Source organism: Rhizobium sp. 32-5/1 (genome assembly GCF_029537235.1).
In the GTDB taxonomy this organism is placed as follows: Bacteria; Pseudomonadota; Alphaproteobacteria; order Rhizobiales; family Rhizobiaceae; genus Pararhizobium.
This window is the reverse complement of the sequence record NZ_CP120639.1, coordinates 619,466-633,601: the sequence shown is the minus strand read 5'-3', so window position 1 is coordinate 633,601 and position 14,136 is coordinate 619,466. Positions and strand designations below refer to the sequence as shown.

Genomic DNA, 14,136 nt, shown 5'->3' with positions numbered 1-14,136 from the left:
CAGAGCAAGGCACGCACGGCAACCCGGTAGTAATACCCTTTATGATTGTACATGCCCTATAACATGCCGTTGTCGTTTGGCATTTAATTGTAAGAATGCGCCCGTTCCGGCTGGTGATGGCACCTAATTTGAGATTATTCGGTGTGATTTTCCGCGCCTGACGCCTTCCGGTTCGGCGATAACCATCTGTAATATAGGAAATTTTCTGATGGAAGCTTGGCCGTAGGCCACCGTCTTTTCCCGGCGGCGAATCGCATATTAAGTGCCAAAAAGTTAAGCCAGAATCTCAAATTAAATGCCAAGTCTCAAATTAAGTGCCGGGCTATCTTGTTGAAACTGTTAGGACTGGAATCTCACGATTAAATGCAAAACAACACCGCACACTGTCGTCTTCTCCCGGCACCATGCGCTCGCGCCAAACCAGAGAAAGATAGTTCTCGATAAGCTCCTGCATATACCAGCGCTCATAGAGCGGACGGTAAGACGGCCAGACGGTCAGACGGCAAGGACGACATCGGACGCCCGTTTGAATTCGGACCATTTTAGCAAGGAGCTCGCCCTCCAACGAAAAGATCGGCGTGTGCATCCATGTCTTCGCTCCCCAATTCTTTCCGATGCCTGCTTTTGTCCATCCCCGGGCTGCGTCAGGTTCCGCCAATCATGTGTCGCTCTTCGCCCAGAGGTACGACCCAACCGCCCGCGCGATCAGGACGCGCAAACTCATCGGGACTGACCGACTGCTTCAGGCTGCGGGTCGGCCTCGATGGGGGCTTCGATCAGTTCGCGTTCAATGCCGACAAATACCGGCCCGAGATTGAGGCGCGCGAGCGCCTCCTGATCGCCTGCCGTGACGCCCGCGTCAGTTACCGGGCCGGCACGGGTAACGATCCCGCCATTCAGCCCATCCATTCCAGCCGCCTTGTCGATTTCCCCTACAGGTGCCGCATCCAGCGCAGCTCGGGCGAAATCACGATCGCCTTGAAGCCTGCGCGGGAACCGTTGCTGTGTGAGCGCGTGGAGGGCGTTCGCCAGCACGGTGTGGCCAAGCGGCCGGATAAGGTTGGCGATATGGTGCCGAAGCATGCCGATAAAAAGGGCATCCTTCTCTTCTGGCTCGATGGGCTCGCCCTCGTCAAGTGGGTCCTTGACCGAAAGGTGAGGGTCTTCCGGGACCAGCGACGGCCGTGCCCATCGCGTGGCGATCGCGATACCTTTGACAGTCACCTTACGTCCCTGGGCGATCACGTCGATACGGCTGGCTTGCGTCCAAGCCCGCGCGAGAGCTTTTGCCGGCCCCCGGGATCGTGACACCCCTTGGCTTCAGCGACAGTGAGCGACGACAAATCCGACGCACACGCAATCCAATCCGGTAGATCTCCTCGCGATAGACGCGTGACTCTGATCTTCCGCCGCCGATCCAGGTCTATTGTTTGACTGCCGAGATGCGCAAAGATCGAGAGGTTGAAGTAGCGCTCAAAATAGGCGCGCGCGACGAAGTGGCCGAAAAGCCCCGATAGAGCGACCTTTACCTCTCGAGCCTGGCCGAGCGGTGCGCGGAAGATAAAGGGCGTCCCAATGCCGGTCGGGACAAGGAGCGCGTCGAGAATAGACCACGCGCCATACCCTGCGCCCGGCGTTTGAAGCACCTCGCGAATGGCGGCATCCTCAATGTCCGCTAGGTCGAGGTCTACGGTCGCGCCGGTGATCGGGTTGGCGGAGGGCGGATCGAAACTATAAAGGAAAGTTCTCGTCATAGGGCTAGCGCTCGTTGCAAATCATCGTGCTCGAACGCACTGGCCATACGGTTGATTTCAGCGGACCGAGCACCGACCGTTTTTGCTGTCTCCCGCCATGTCGCAGTCGAGATAGCCACTTCCTTAATGATCGAACGGGCCTGGGAGAGCGTGAGGGCGAAGAAACCAGCCGCTTCTTCGAGCAGGTCAAGCGAGCACGTGCCTTCGTCAAGATCGATGTTTGTCGTCAGCACCCGCGGTTTGACGTCCGTCGGCATGGGATTGAGGTCATAGGCAGGCGACAAAGACCAACCGGATTTGCCGAGCCAAAGAAAACCATGATTTCGCAGGTGATCGTCGACGTTGGAGATCAGCACATTGAAGGCGACGCGGCGATAAAGCGCGTGTGCATCTGTTTTTCCCTGCGCGCCGTGTTCGGCCAAGGCGTCTACGATCTCAGGGTAGCTGCCGCGCTCGCCGTCCTTTGCGCCCATCATCGCCATCGCCGAAAGAAAGGGGATGCGGACAGCACCGTCGCGGTCGAAGCGACGGGAGAGCATGACTTTCTTTCCCGCGACGTCGATGAGTTCGTGGAGGGGCGTAACGATGCCGCTTTGTTCGGCCAGTCGCAGCGCAATCTCCTCCCATGTCTCCATGCTGTAGTCGTCCGTTTCCTTGGGGAACTTGGCAATCGAGAGATGGCCATGCTGATCGATGACAGAAGCCTTCGGTCGCGCTCCACCAAGCGACGACCCAGGTGCGAAGATAAGTTGTAGGTCTTCGTCGGTATCTTCATCGCGCAGGACGCGTTCCGTGATCTGCAGCAGGCGGCCGAGTTCGATAAGGGCAGGGATGCCGGCGCGGATCGGCGCCTGGAATTTCTCGTCGCCGACCCAGCGAAAGCGAAGCGCGCCAAGCCGTGTCTCGTCGGCGACGCCAAGCAGATAGTCGCTTTCGGCCAGCGTGCGAACGGCCCGGCCGTCGCGCTGAGCGATGCGCCGCTCCGAACGTTGCATGAGGCGTCGGCCCCAGGTATCGGGTGCGGAATCACCGATAGAGCCAAAGGTTGCAAGGCCGGCTGGCGGCGCGAAAGCGCCTCGGGTGAGAGCTAGCGCGGGCTCTAACGAGAAGCGGTCGGGGTCGTCAAGCCAGCCCCGGTCATACTCAAACATGATCGTCTCGGCACCCCGTACACGATTACTCCGCGCCAGCCCGATCGGACGAGTGCGGCTGTGTAGGGCAATATGAACTTCGAAATCAGCCATCATGCACTATCCCCGTGATCGTTTTGGGTGCGCATGCTTAGGTAGTTCCGCGCTGGCGAGCGACTGACCGACGCTGTCGTTGCTAATGTCCGCGACCTCGCTCAGACCCTCTAGCAAGCCAAGCGCCTGTAAAACACCTGCATAGATGCCGATGCTGACGTTAGTGTCCCCGGCTTCAATCTTCTGCAGCGTTGAGCGTGAGGTAAAGGCGCGCTCAGCCACTACAGCCATAGGCAGGCGACGACGCCGGCGAGCGTCGTGTATGTCTGCGCCCAGTTTGCGCAGCGCGCGCCGCACAGCGGCTGAAGGATTATGAGGTGTTGGCATTTGTCACCTTCGCACTACGGATTGGCCGAATGTGTAGCACGAAGTTCACAATTATTCTAGAGAAACGTTCAGGGACATCACCGAAGAGCTTGGAAGACATTCGGGCTATGGTCGTGGCCGGTCGCCACGATCATCCAGTAGTCTCCAAGCGAATTTTTGAGATGGCATTCACAGCCCCAGATTTTATCGCCTTCGGCAGCGCAGCGTCAGTAGCTGCTGCATGCGCTGTGTCGCCTCGTTAGTTGTGCGAGTGTCGCGCCCGTTTGAGCTTCAGTTGTTCCGCGGGCTCCGTCAACTCTGCCGGAATGAGATCCTTAGACCGCGCGAAACAGCGTCAGAGCATTTCACGACAACAAGCCGAGCCTAAAGCAGGTCCGCGCCACATCACCTAAACTCCCATTTCGGTGCGCACGTCAGCTACTTGTGGAGCTTAGCGCCTCTCTGTTCCAACGCCCAATGTCAGCGAGGTCACCACGGTCTAGAAGATACAGTCGCTGGAGCCGGGATCACCAGCGGTTGCAGCTAATGACATCACAGGGTTCTGTCGCAAACTTTTTGGGTCGTTTGCAACCCGGTTGATCATGCCATAGATCAGTGTTGAAGATGTGCAGGTAGGTTCAGTTTCGCGATCATGGTCGATTTCAAAGGCAGTCACCATCCGAAAGACGTGATTTTATACGCGGTGTTTTTCTACGTCAGATATGCGGTCTCCTATCGCGATCTGGAAGAGATCATGGCCGAGCGTGGTGTTGCCGTTGACCACGCGACGCTGAACAGATGGGTGGTAAACTATTCGCCGCTGATTGCCTGTGAAGCTCATCGTCGGAAATCCCCAACCAGCAGTTCCTGGCGTATGGACGAGACTTATATTCAGGTCAAAGGCAAATGGTGCTATTTCTACCGTGCCGTCGATAAATTCGGCAAAACCCTTGATTTCATGCTGTCTGAACACCGAGATGAAGCCGCCGCCAGTAATTTCTTCGCCCACGCGATCAAGAACAGTGGTTGGCCCGAAAAGGTTGTCATCGACAAGAGTGGCGCCAATCTTGCAGGATTGCAAAACATGAACTGGCTGCTGCTACGGCAGGGGTGGTTCTGGCTGATCGAAATCCTGCAGGTCAAATACCTCAACAACATAATTGAGCAAGATCATCGTTTCATCAAGAAGCTGACCCGGCCCATGAAAGGCTTCAAATCTTTCAAGTGTGCGTCGGCAACATTGGATGGCATCGAAGTAGCGCATATGATCCGCAAGCGGCAATTTCCAAGCAATGGCCAATCCGCATTTCAGCAATTCGCAGCGCTCGCAGCCTGACTGCGTCCAGCGATAGCTGTTTCTGCAACCCTCCAAAAGTTTGCGACAGAACCCCGGACGGTCCTGAAGCTTGAGCTAGGTTTGCTGCACCGCGTTAAAACATGCCGACGGATTCCGTCAGGAATGACGCAATCATCGGCAGAAGGGCGAATCAGTTGCTGGAGTTTCTGGCGTCGGGGCCTAAGTGATCGGGTTTTCCGGGTCTTGCTCCATTTCCCAATCTGCAAGTAGATCGCGCAAGGTCGCCTCCGCGTCCTGCAGCCGTTGCCCCCGGCGTTGTGAGAGCATGAAGGTCAACGGACGGATGTGCCAGGCATGGCGCTGAATGGCGACAAGGGTGCCGGCCGCCAGATCGCCCGTGACCAGATCGCGCGGCATGTGGCCCCAGCCGAGGCCCGCGGTCAAAAAGTCATGCTTGGCGCTCAGGTCGTTGACATGCCACTTGCGCTCTCCGACCACGGCCACTTCGGTCTTGTCGGCGTTCGGGCGGTTGTCGGTGACGACAAGCTGCACATGCCGGCTGAATTCGTCGGTTGGAACTGGTGAGCGTGCTGCGGCCAGGGGTGGGTCGGGGCGCAGACTGTGACCATCGACGTCTCTCCCAGCCAGTGCCGTTCGATGGCGTCAGGGTTCAACTCTGGCACGTCGGCGATGGAAATGGCCATGGAGCAGACGCCGTCGAGGACCAGCGCCTCGCCGCCCTGCATCGTCGTCATCCGCAGGCTGACTGCCACCATGGGCGAGAGGGTCTGCAAAGACTGAAGGCAGGCAATCAGATGCGGCCGGGGAAAATAGACGTCCGCCGCAATCGACAGCTGCGGTGCGCCGAACCGCGCGATGGCACTGGCGCGGGTCTTCATCTCTTCAGTGCGGGCGATGACCGATCGCGCGTCGGGCAGAAGGTTGCGCCCAGCAGCGCTGAGTTCGGCGCGGCGCGCATCCCGATCGAAAAGCGCGACATCAAGCGCCTGCTCCAGCGCAGAGATGGCATGACTGACGGCGGACTGCGCCCGCATAAGTTTCTTGGCGGCACCCGAAAAGCTGCCTTCTTCGCAAACGGCCACGAAGGTGCGCAACTGGTTGATGGTGACGCTGTCCAGCAAATTCCCATCCAATCATTAGATGTATAGAAGCGAAGTTACGTCAGTTTACTGATGCAATCAAGCGACCTAAATATCGGTCACCATCTGGGGATGGCAACCTTCTTGAGTTTGCAGCCGCCCTGGACCGAACAGAGTCTCTTATCAAGCCTATCGTCAGGCCGTGCCCGTGCCCGTGTCGGTGCCGGTCATCAGGAAAGAATTGACCATGCCACACAGCCCGAAAACCGGGTCGGGAAGCTGGATTGCGCGGATTGCCAACCGGCTCCGCCCGACCGCAGGCGGCCCCGTTTCCCAGACGCCTCTCCCCCTTTCAAAAAGGACTACCCTCATGCCCACCCTTCTCGTCATCGAAGTCAGCCCGCGTTTTGATTATTCAACCTCGCGCAAGCTGACCGAACGCTTCGTTGCGGCCTGGATGGCTGCCAATCCGCAAGGCAGGGTCATCACCCGTGACCTGGCCAAGGCGCCGGTTCCGCTGGTGGATGTCGCCTGGATCGGCGGGGCCTTCATGCCGGCTGACACGCACACAGCCGAAATGACGGCGGCCATCAAAGTGTCGGATGACCTGGTCGCGGAACTGAAGTCAGCCGACCACGTGCTAATCGCGACGCCGATGTTCAACTTCTCGATCCCGGCGGCACTCAAGGCCTGGATCGACCAGATCGTGCGGGTCGGGGTGACGGTGGGCACCGACAATAAGGGCCTTCTGTCCGGCAAGCGGGCCGACATCATCCTGGCCACCGGCGGTGATTTCACGCCAGGCTCGCCGGTCGCGGGCTACAACCTTGCCAGCGGGTATCTGACCCAGGTGCTGGGGTGGATCGGGATTTCGGACGTCAACATCACGCTGGCCGGCCGGAGCGTCGCGGGCGGCGTCGGCGAAACCGCAGTCGATGCCTTGGGTGCCACGGTCGAAGCTGCCGCCACCCGCGCGCCAGCCAACGCCGCAGCGATGTGATCCCGGGGATCGGCACCATGACCTCTCAACCGCAAAGCATCCAACGCGGTGTTGCCCGGATTGACGATCCTGAAACCACACCGGGCTTCGTTTCAGGCCATCGGGTAAGGCGCCTGATCGGCAGCGACGATCCTGCCTTCAGCGACCCCTTCCTGCTTATGGGCGAAGACTGGATGCCGCATGGTGCCTATTCTGTTCATCCACATCGTGGCATGGAAACCTTGACCTACGTCATCGAGGGGGTGGTCGATCATCACGACTCGGCCGGTCATCTCGGCTGGTTAGGGTCCGGTGATGCACAGTGGATGACAGCGGGGCGCGGCGTTCTGCACGAGGAAAGCGCGCCTCCGGGCACGATTGCCCACACGCTGCAACGCTGGATCAACCTGCCCGCCGCCGCCAAGATGACGGAACCACAGTATCAGCATCTGCGTGCGGTGGACCGACCTGTGTGGCAGCGGGGCGGCACCCGTATCGCCATCTTCTCTGGGCAAAGTCATGGGATTTCGGCCCCCACGCTGAATCATGTCCCGGTGACTATGCTTAAGGTCGATCTGCGTCCGCACGACGCTACGTCGATCGACCTTGCCGGAGAAGACAACGCCTTCCTTTTCCTCTTGGAAGGCAGCGTCCTTGTCGGACCGGGTGAAAGCCGCGTCAGTGCCGGGCAAATCTCCTGGCTTACGCGCCCGAACCGGCCAGAGCGGACAGAATTGACACTGCGCACGGACGATACGCCCGTGAGCCTTCTCGTCTTCGCGGGAAAACCCTTGAACGAGCCTGTCGTCTTCGGCGGCCCCTTCGTGATGAACAGTGCCGAAGAAATACGTCAGGCCCGCCGGGACTTTGCGCGCGGGACCTTCGCCTCCAACAGCCAAGCCACAGCAGTGGCGCAACCAAAAGGAAAATGACCATGACCTACAGCATCATCGGCACCGGCAACGTCGGTCTGACCCTCGCCGGGATATTCTCGCGCGCCGGCATCGACGTCGCTATTGCCAACACCCGCGGCCCGGCCACGATCGAGCCCCTGATCGCATCGCTTGGCCAGAGTGTGACGGCAGCCACGCTGGACGCGGCTCTCGAGGCCCACGTGATCTTCTTTGCCGTCCCTTTCCTCAACTTCAAGGATGTTGCCGCCACGCGGTCGGACTGGACCGGCAAGATCGTTATCGACGTCACCAACGCTGCCTTTCTGCCGCTCGACGTGCAGGAGCGCGAACTTCAGGGCCGCTTGTCGTCCGAGGTCAATGCAGATCGGGTCCCCGGCGCGAATCTCGTCAAGGCGTTCAACCAGTTGCCGATGAAGGGACTTGTAGCCCCGGTTGCCATTCCGGATGGCCGCCGCGTCGTGTTCGTGTCGAGCGACGACGAGGCCTCCAGCGCTTTGGTCGCCAAACTGGTCTCCGACCTTGGCTATGCACCGATCGAATTGGGCAAGATCGCGGAAGGCGGGCGCCTGATCCAAGCCAGAAATGCCCTGATTTTCCAGAACCTGATCAAGGTCGGCTGAAAGCGTGTGAAGTTGGTTGAGATAGAAGAAATCCGTCGGACCGCCAGTCCATCTGGCGATCCGACAATGAACCATAGCATGTGATATTTGGACGAAGCCAAAGCTGGCAACGGCCGAGGTCTTGGCACCGGTCTTTTTTCGATGTTTCGGGCCAGTAGTCGGCAAAGGACCTTCGGTCCTGTTTGATGCTCCGGTAGGTGTGATCGCGCCCGCTTCGAGCCTGACGGCTTGCACGGTTGAGCGACACGTCAACATCGGCGACATTGTCCAACTGAAAATGCTGCGGCCGGCGAGAATGGCTGGTACGGAAAAGCCACAATGCGGCTTGCCACGGCCGCCGACGATCGGCAATGGGCCGACCACGACGGCACCTACCACTTTCTTGAATGTCGGCTTCATTCGATGGGCAGCTGGAACCTGCCGGTCTCCTTGCGGACCATTCCGGCCATTCCTTAGAGCAAGCAACTGGCGGTACAGGGATTTTCGGTGTCAGCATAGCGGACTGAACGACCGGGTCAGCGGTTCGAGTCCCGTCAGGGCGAAAGAAACGACAGCAGCATCAAGAATGATCGAGGTCCGGTCACTTGATAATGCTGCCGTCGTAGAAGCTGCAGTGCGGGCCATGAATGTGCAGCTTGCTTGATGTTGTACCTATGGTAGCTTCTTAATCGTGCTGTAAATGATATTGCGGTTGGTCCCGAACCAAACGCGAGCATCGATTGTATCCGCACCAACGCTGGCATTGACGATACGCCACATGTCTGCCTCCGAACGCTGCAAGAGTTCCCAGTTCATATAGGATTCCATATAGCCGTCATCAGACATCTCATCGGAAAAGTTAGCGAACAAGAATACTCCGCTTGGCTTCAGCATCTCGAAGCATCTCTGCGTCAGCTTGATCGCGACTTTATCGGTGAGATAATCGTAGAGCCCCGCGGCATAAATCAGATCGAACGTTCCGAGTTGATGCTTGCCTGTGAGGAGCCCACGCACCGATCCATCGACCGGATCGACAGAAGTTCCAGTGAATTGTCGCACGATTGAGCCGATGCTTTGCGGATCCTGATCAAGGGCAACCCAGCGCTTAATTTCGCCTTTAGAAAGGGCCGTCGATGCCTCTGCTTCACGGAGATGCCCGGCGGCAATTGCAAGGATCTCGGTATCCGAGGCTGTCCTCGCCGCGGTCTCATCAACGTAGCGGGTCAGAATGTCTCGCCTTTCCCTAACCGCAACCGGTCCGGGAGCGTTGATGGTGTACTCAAATATCTGAAGTCCAGCAGGAGTCGCCTTGGCGACCTCTCTGGCTGCCGCTTCATGCCCATAGATGAAGTCTATTAGTCCTGCATCGCCGGAATATCCGCGAGGCTTTTCGGACGACCATCGGGTAAAGGGGCACTGCTGCATTACCTGCGCCGAAGGATGCGCTTGTATGACGGGGATTAGCTTCTGCCAGACATCGGGCCCTGCCTTTTGCCTGATATCATGCAGTTGACCGATCAACCATCTGGTCATCTCGGGCAGATCCCTCCCAGCATCCCACCGCTGCATGGCAAGGTTTATGACAATGGCAAACTGAGCGTTTGCTTCAGCCAAAAGCTCTGTCTGATTGCTCGGTTCATGAGAGATAAGACTGTCGCTGACGGATCGCGGAATGATCAAGCTTTTGCCGTCAGGAGAAAAAGGGGGTGAGCCAAAAAAACCTCGGAATCAACGGAGTGTTAATAGAAAGTTAAACTCTTTACCATTCTATGATACGTCAAGGGTTATTCGGGCGTCACGCATAAGGTCAGTGGCGCGTCACCAACTTTAGAGTTCGTTAAATACGCTTCGCGATTAGTGCCGGGGTTCGAGACACGAGCCCGTTATCGTTTGTCATGCATGTAACATGTCGCTATCCAACTTGGTGCGGCGGTCCACGACGCGTAGCTGCAACCGAATTGGGTCTCAGGTCATGCTGCACATGTTTGCCGAGGCAGGGGTCATTGCTGCAGGTACAACGCCGTCGCCGGAACACCTGCGTGATTTGTATGTGCGTGAGAGTGAGCAGGGCAGAAAACGCATCACTCGCAAAGGCCTGTGGATAGCCGTTGCAGCTTATCTGGCGTACTCCCTTACCGACTACCTTTTTATCGGCGATGTCGCTCATTACACCGTCGCGGGTCGTCTTATCGTTGGGATCAGTGCCTTAGCGTTCTTGGAGGTCTTGATCTACTTCAAAGCAAGATCCGGCGTGATCGATACGGTCGCGGCTACATCTGTATCTGTAGCCTATCTTGTTTGGATCCTCACTGCACAGATGTCCAGTGCCGTAGAGGCGCTCTCGTACTACATGGTTTTCGGCGCCATCTTTATGATGAGCGTAAACCTGTTTTTCAGCTTTCGCTTTCCCATTGCACTCACGGCCTCCACGGCAAATATGCTCATCTTTCTGGGCATGCTCTACCTGTATTCACCTATGTTGCCGCTTTATAAGCTGATCCTCGGAGCCTTCTGTATTTCGTGCTTCATATTCACATCATACGTGAACCTGAAACTTAATCGAGAGCGTTACAAAGTTTTCCTCAACGCGCTCGAGGCCCGCATTCAGCAAAACGAGGCAGAGGAGAGGGGCAAAGCTCTCCTCCACTTGTCCAACACGGACTCGCTCACTGGGCTGGAAAACCGGCGAGCTGTCGATGAGCGACTACGTGATTACTGGCAACGTTGGCTCGACCATAGGTCGATGTTCTACGTGCTGCTGCTCGATGTCGATTACTTCAAACGATACAATGACTGCTATGGTCATCAAGAAGGTGATCGGTGCCTTGTCGCTGTATCTCATCTTCTCCAGGATGTTGTGAGTTCGTACGGAGCTAGGATAGCGCGATACGGCGGCGAAGAATTCATAATCATCGCGCAGCAGCAGAACGTTGAGGAGGCTATCGCTTTTGCGGAAGCGATCAAATCTGCCATACGTTCCCTGGCTCTACCTCATGAGAACCGACGAGATGGCACATCGATCGTCACTGTCAGCATCGGATTGTCGTTCGCCAGGAACCAAACTAAGCATCTCGACAGGGTTGTCCACGAAGCAGATCTTGCCCTTTACGCTGCGAAGAAAGGTGGCCGGAACACGGTGGTGGTCTTCGATCCTAGTGATGCGAGGACACGGGATGACGAAGAAGACATAGCAGCGATCCTAAAGGTCGCGGTCAGCCAGCGCCTTGTGTCTCTGGTATATCAGCCGATCCGAAACGTTCAGACGGGCAGAGTGGCGGCTGCAGAAGCTCTAATGCGCTTGCGTCGGCCGGACGGCGCATCGATTTCACCCGTTGATTTCATCCCCGTCGCCGAACGATCGGGGTCAATAATCGAGCTCGGGCGTTGGGCGATACGCACCGTCTGCAGCGACCTATTGGCCGAGAATAAGGTGGAGGTAGCAAGTGTCAATGTTTCGCCGATTGAGCTCAAGATGCCGGACTTCTCAAGTTTCGTTGCTTCAACGCTCGCTGATTTCGGTTTAGCGGGTGCAAGGCTCGCTCTCGAAATTACGGAAGGGATGGAGCTGGAACTAGACCAGGGTGTAGTTCTCTGCATCAACAATTTGAGAAAATTGGGCGTCCAAGTCTGGTTGGACGACTTTGGTACGGGTTTTGCCGGACTGTCGTGGCTGCGTCTCATAGAGTTCGATACCGTCAAGATTGACCGGTCATTCCTACATGATTGCAACACGGAGCGAGGAAGACGAATGATGTTGGACATTATCAGCCTGCTTCGTAACCGCGGAATCCGTATTCTTGTCGAAGGGGTTGAAACCATCGAGCATCAGCGTCTAATGCAGCAGTACGGCATTCATCAGCTACAAGGCTACTATCTAGGCCGACCCGCAGCTCCAGACCAACTTCAATCCATCAATGTGTTGCCGTTCGATATCATGAAGAGCCGCATAGGCTAACCTCACGAAGCGTGTCGCCCAACATAGCACGGCAAAAGACTCGACGATGCGTGAAAGCCTGTCCGAGATCACCCTGCAACTTTGTACGGCAATCGGTGGAGAAACGGGCCTTCAAGTCCCTCAATCACTCGGCAGGGTCCGCTGGCTTTGCAAAGCTCGCGCGCAGTTCGTCTGACATCGGCATGCGCATGTTGATGCCGTCCGGCGGTACGGCGGTGTTGAACCATTTCTCGTAGAGTGTCTTGATCCGGCCACTGGAATATATCGCTACCAGGGCGGCGTTGACGGCATCCTTGAAATCGGTGTCTTCCAGTCTGACCATAAGCCCATAGGGCTCCGGCCAGCCTAGAGCTTCGGTAGAGAGAGCATAATTTTCGGGACTTTCCGATTTTGCCACCATGGCTGCGAGAAGTATACCATCCATCACAAAGGCGGCTGCCCGCCCCTCGGTGACCAGTTGGAAGGCATCGTTGTGCGTCTCGACCGGCATGACGGCGATGTTCAGTGCGCGTTCACGATTGATGGTGTTCAACTGGCCAATATTGGTGGTGCCTGAAGTAGCTGCAACAGTGCGGCCGGCAAGATCGGCGATGGTCTTCAGGTTGTTTTTCTTCAGCGAAACGAACTGGCTTCCGGTGACGAAATGCGGATAGGAAAAGCCGGCACTCTTTCGTCGCTCGGCATTGTTGGTGCTGGCCACACATTCGATGTCGAGATCGCCACTACGCAGCATCGTCACTCGGTTGCGCGGTGTACGCTCGACATATTCGACTTTCACTGTCGCAAGCTTCAGCCTGTTCTTGATGTGGTCGATTACTTCAAGGCAAAGTTCAGTCGAGTAGCCTCTAACAGTGCCGTCAGGCTGGCGGTAGGAGAAAGGGAAATCTTCCGCACTGTAGCCGATGCGCACGACGCCTGTCTCTGCAATTTTCTTGAGCGTGGAGGCGGGTGCTTCGGCATGGCCGGCCGCAGCCGCCACCAGGACTGAAAGGACGATAACGGCACCAAGAAGCAATTTCAGTATGGGCGTTTGACGTTGAAGTTCTCTTGTCATTGGTCAGTCCTCTCTAATCCAGATAGTCCGTTGGCGCGGTAAAGGCTGCCTGCAGGGTAGGGGACATGGGCAGGTTGAGATTCATGCCGTCAGGCGGGATCGGCGACATGAACCACGTCTTGTAAATCGCGTTGATTTCTCGACTGGTAAAGATCCGCTCCAGCGCCGCATTGACCACCGTTCGGAACTCCTCGTCACCGTGTCGCACCAACAGTCCGTACGGTTCCGGTGGGCTTAGTGTCTCTTCCGACAGCTCAAACTTCGATGGATCGGGCGCCTGAGCAATCATGGCGGCGAGCAGGATGCCATCCCAGACGAAAGCAGACGCCCGTGCGTTGGCCACGAGATCGAAGGCTTCAGAATTGGTCTTGGTCGGCAACACGCCGATGTTGAGCTGCCTTTCGCGATTGATAGTATTCAACTGTTCAATATTGACGGTTCCGGAAGCGGCCGCGACCGAACGGCCGGCGAGATCCTCTATCTTGGTGATGCCGTCGCCGCGCCGCGACATGTACTGCGTGGCGGTGGTGAAATGCGGATAGGAGAAGCTTACGATCTTGCGCCGCTCGGTATTGTTGGTGGTGGCCGCGCACTCGATGTCGATTTTGCCGCTCTTGACCAACACGAAGCGCGTGGCAGAGGTGGCCGCAACGTAGTCGACAGTCAGTTTGTCGAGTTTCAGGTGCTGCCTGACCGCCTCCACCACTTGGTGACATAGGTCCATCGAGAAGCCGATAATTTTTCCATCTGGTGTTTTATAGGAGAACGGGGTTCGGCCTCCCGATAGCCCAACGCTATGACTCCGGTTTCGGCGATCTTTTTCAGTGTACTGTTCGTCTCGTCTGCCATGGTCGGCGCGGGGGACGCGAGGCAGGCCAGGGCCAACACTGTTGGTGCAAGTCTGTACATAGGCTTCTCCCATCTGGGGTTACAG

13 protein-coding genes and 1 pseudogene are annotated in these 14,136 nt (G+C 57.2%); 6 read left to right on the top strand and 8 right to left on the bottom strand.

All coding sequences use genetic code 11. The features are described from left to right. Positions 1-720: 720 nt before the first annotated feature. Genes P6U16_RS24615 through P6U16_RS24600 form a run of 4 tightly spaced genes read right to left on the bottom strand, consistent with a single transcriptional unit; the run spans position 721 to position 3,325 of the window. A complete protein-coding gene (locus tag P6U16_RS24615; protein WP_277704090.1) occupies positions 721-1,224 on the bottom strand; it encodes a hypothetical protein in 504 nt (167 codons plus the stop codon). A gap of 17 nt (positions 1,225-1,241) precedes the next feature. Continuing rightward, positions 1,242-1,754, bottom strand: coding sequence for a hypothetical protein (locus tag P6U16_RS24610; RefSeq protein WP_277704089.1), 513 nt, complete (start codon positions 1,752-1,754; stop codon positions 1,242-1,244). Next, a complete protein-coding gene (locus tag P6U16_RS24605) occupies positions 1,751-2,998 on the bottom strand; it encodes a HipA domain-containing protein (protein ID WP_277704816.1) in 1,248 nt (415 codons plus the stop codon). The genes P6U16_RS24610 and P6U16_RS24605 overlap by 4 nt, the downstream gene beginning before the upstream one ends. Before the next feature lie 6 nt (positions 2,999-3,004). Next, complete coding sequence (locus P6U16_RS24600; protein WP_277704088.1) at positions 3,005-3,325, bottom strand: helix-turn-helix transcriptional regulator; 321 nt, start codon at positions 3,323-3,325, stop codon at positions 3,005-3,007. A gap of 631 nt (positions 3,326-3,956) precedes the next feature. Between P6U16_RS24600 and P6U16_RS24595 the strand changes: the two genes are divergently transcribed. After that, positions 3,957-4,640 carry an IS6 family transposase gene (locus P6U16_RS24595; RefSeq protein ID WP_277704087.1) on the top strand — a complete coding sequence of 228 codons (684 nt, stop codon included), beginning with the start codon at positions 3,957-3,959 and terminating at the stop codon, positions 4,638-4,640. A 180-nt stretch (positions 4,641-4,820) separates the two neighbouring features. On the opposite strand, the pseudogene P6U16_RS24590 reads toward P6U16_RS24595, so the two are convergent. After that, positions 4,821-5,743 (bottom strand): annotated as a pseudogene (locus P6U16_RS24590) (LysR family transcriptional regulator). Between the two features lie 328 nt (positions 5,744-6,071). Here P6U16_RS24590 and P6U16_RS24585 point away from each other — a divergent pair. The 4 genes from P6U16_RS24585 to P6U16_RS24570 all read left to right on the top strand — a co-directional run bounded on the left by P6U16_RS24585 (position 6,072) and on the right by P6U16_RS24570 (position 8,670). Beyond that, positions 6,072-6,701, top strand: coding sequence for an NAD(P)H-dependent oxidoreductase (locus tag P6U16_RS24585; RefSeq protein WP_277704086.1), 630 nt, complete (start codon positions 6,072-6,074; stop codon positions 6,699-6,701). A gap of 17 nt (positions 6,702-6,718) precedes the next feature. After that, the gene (locus tag P6U16_RS24580) at positions 6,719-7,612 is read left to right on the top strand and encodes a pirin-like C-terminal cupin domain-containing protein (RefSeq protein WP_277704085.1); all 894 of its coding nucleotides are present in this window, start codon (positions 6,719-6,721) and stop codon (positions 7,610-7,612) included. Positions 7,613-7,614: 2 nt separating this feature from the next. Beyond that, positions 7,615-8,214, top strand: coding sequence for an NAD(P)-binding domain-containing protein (locus P6U16_RS24575; RefSeq protein WP_277704084.1), 600 nt, complete (start codon positions 7,615-7,617; stop codon positions 8,212-8,214). Between the two features lie 318 nt (positions 8,215-8,532). Continuing rightward, entirely contained in the window at positions 8,533-8,670 is a 138-nt protein-coding gene (locus tag P6U16_RS24570; protein WP_277704083.1) for a hypothetical protein, read from the top strand. Positions 8,671-8,865: 195 nt separating this feature from the next. Here P6U16_RS24570 and P6U16_RS24565 read toward each other — a convergent pair whose 3' ends face one another. Further along, positions 8,866-9,840 (bottom strand): class I SAM-dependent methyltransferase, encoded by a 975-nt coding sequence (locus P6U16_RS24565; RefSeq protein WP_277704815.1) that lies wholly within the window; start codon positions 9,838-9,840, stop codon positions 8,866-8,868. A gap of 325 nt (positions 9,841-10,165) precedes the next feature. Here P6U16_RS24565 and P6U16_RS24560 point away from each other — a divergent pair, with 325 nt between their 5' ends. Then, the gene (locus P6U16_RS24560; protein ID WP_277704082.1) at positions 10,166-12,148 is read left to right on the top strand and encodes a bifunctional diguanylate cyclase/phosphodiesterase; all 1,983 of its coding nucleotides are present in this window, start codon (positions 10,166-10,168) and stop codon (positions 12,146-12,148) included. Positions 12,149-12,272: 124 nt separating this feature from the next. Here P6U16_RS24560 and P6U16_RS24555 read toward each other — a convergent pair whose 3' ends face one another. Together P6U16_RS24555 and P6U16_RS24550 are read right to left on the bottom strand one after the other, a co-directional pair. Continuing rightward, positions 12,273-13,202 (bottom strand): amino acid ABC transporter substrate-binding protein, encoded by a 930-nt coding sequence (locus tag P6U16_RS24555; RefSeq protein ID WP_277704081.1) that lies wholly within the window; start codon positions 13,200-13,202, stop codon positions 12,273-12,275. Positions 13,203-13,215: 13 nt separating this feature from the next. Then, positions 13,216-14,124, bottom strand: coding sequence for an amino acid ABC transporter substrate-binding protein (locus P6U16_RS24550; RefSeq protein WP_277704080.1), 909 nt, complete (start codon positions 14,122-14,124; stop codon positions 13,216-13,218). Positions 14,125-14,136: the final 12 nt, after the last annotated feature.

Excerpts from the sequence above, each read along its gene's own strand:
- P6U16_RS24580 (WP_277704085.1), top strand. The coding sequence starts at position 6,719 with ATGACCTCTCAACCGCAAAGCATCCAACGCGGTGTTGCCCGGATTGAC.
- P6U16_RS24595 (WP_277704087.1), top strand. The coding sequence starts at position 3,957 with ATGGTCGATTTCAAAGGCAGTCACCATCCGAAAGACGTGATTTTATAC.
- P6U16_RS24605 (WP_277704816.1), bottom strand. The coding sequence starts at position 2,998 with ATGGCTGATTTCGAAGTTCATATTGCCCTACACAGCCGCACTCGTCCG.
- P6U16_RS24610 (WP_277704089.1), bottom strand. The coding sequence starts at position 1,754 with ATGACGAGAACTTTCCTTTATAGTTTCGATCCGCCCTCCGCCAACCCG.
- P6U16_RS24555 (WP_277704081.1), bottom strand. The coding sequence starts at position 13,202 with ATGACAAGAGAACTTCAACGTCAAACGCCCATACTGAAATTGCTTCTT.
- P6U16_RS24575 (WP_277704084.1), top strand. The coding sequence starts at position 7,615 with ATGACCTACAGCATCATCGGCACCGGCAACGTCGGTCTGACCCTCGCC.
- P6U16_RS24570 (WP_277704083.1), top strand. The coding sequence starts at position 8,533 with ATGCGGCTTGCCACGGCCGCCGACGATCGGCAATGGGCCGACCACGAC.
- P6U16_RS24585 (WP_277704086.1), top strand. The coding sequence starts at position 6,072 with ATGCCCACCCTTCTCGTCATCGAAGTCAGCCCGCGTTTTGATTATTCA.
- P6U16_RS24550 (WP_277704080.1), bottom strand. The coding sequence starts at position 14,124 with ATGGGAGAAGCCTATGTACAGACTTGCACCAACAGTGTTGGCCCTGGC.
- P6U16_RS24600 (WP_277704088.1), bottom strand. The coding sequence starts at position 3,325 with ATGCCAACACCTCATAATCCTTCAGCCGCTGTGCGGCGCGCGCTGCGC.
- P6U16_RS24560 (WP_277704082.1), top strand. The coding sequence starts at position 10,166 with ATGCTGCACATGTTTGCCGAGGCAGGGGTCATTGCTGCAGGTACAACG.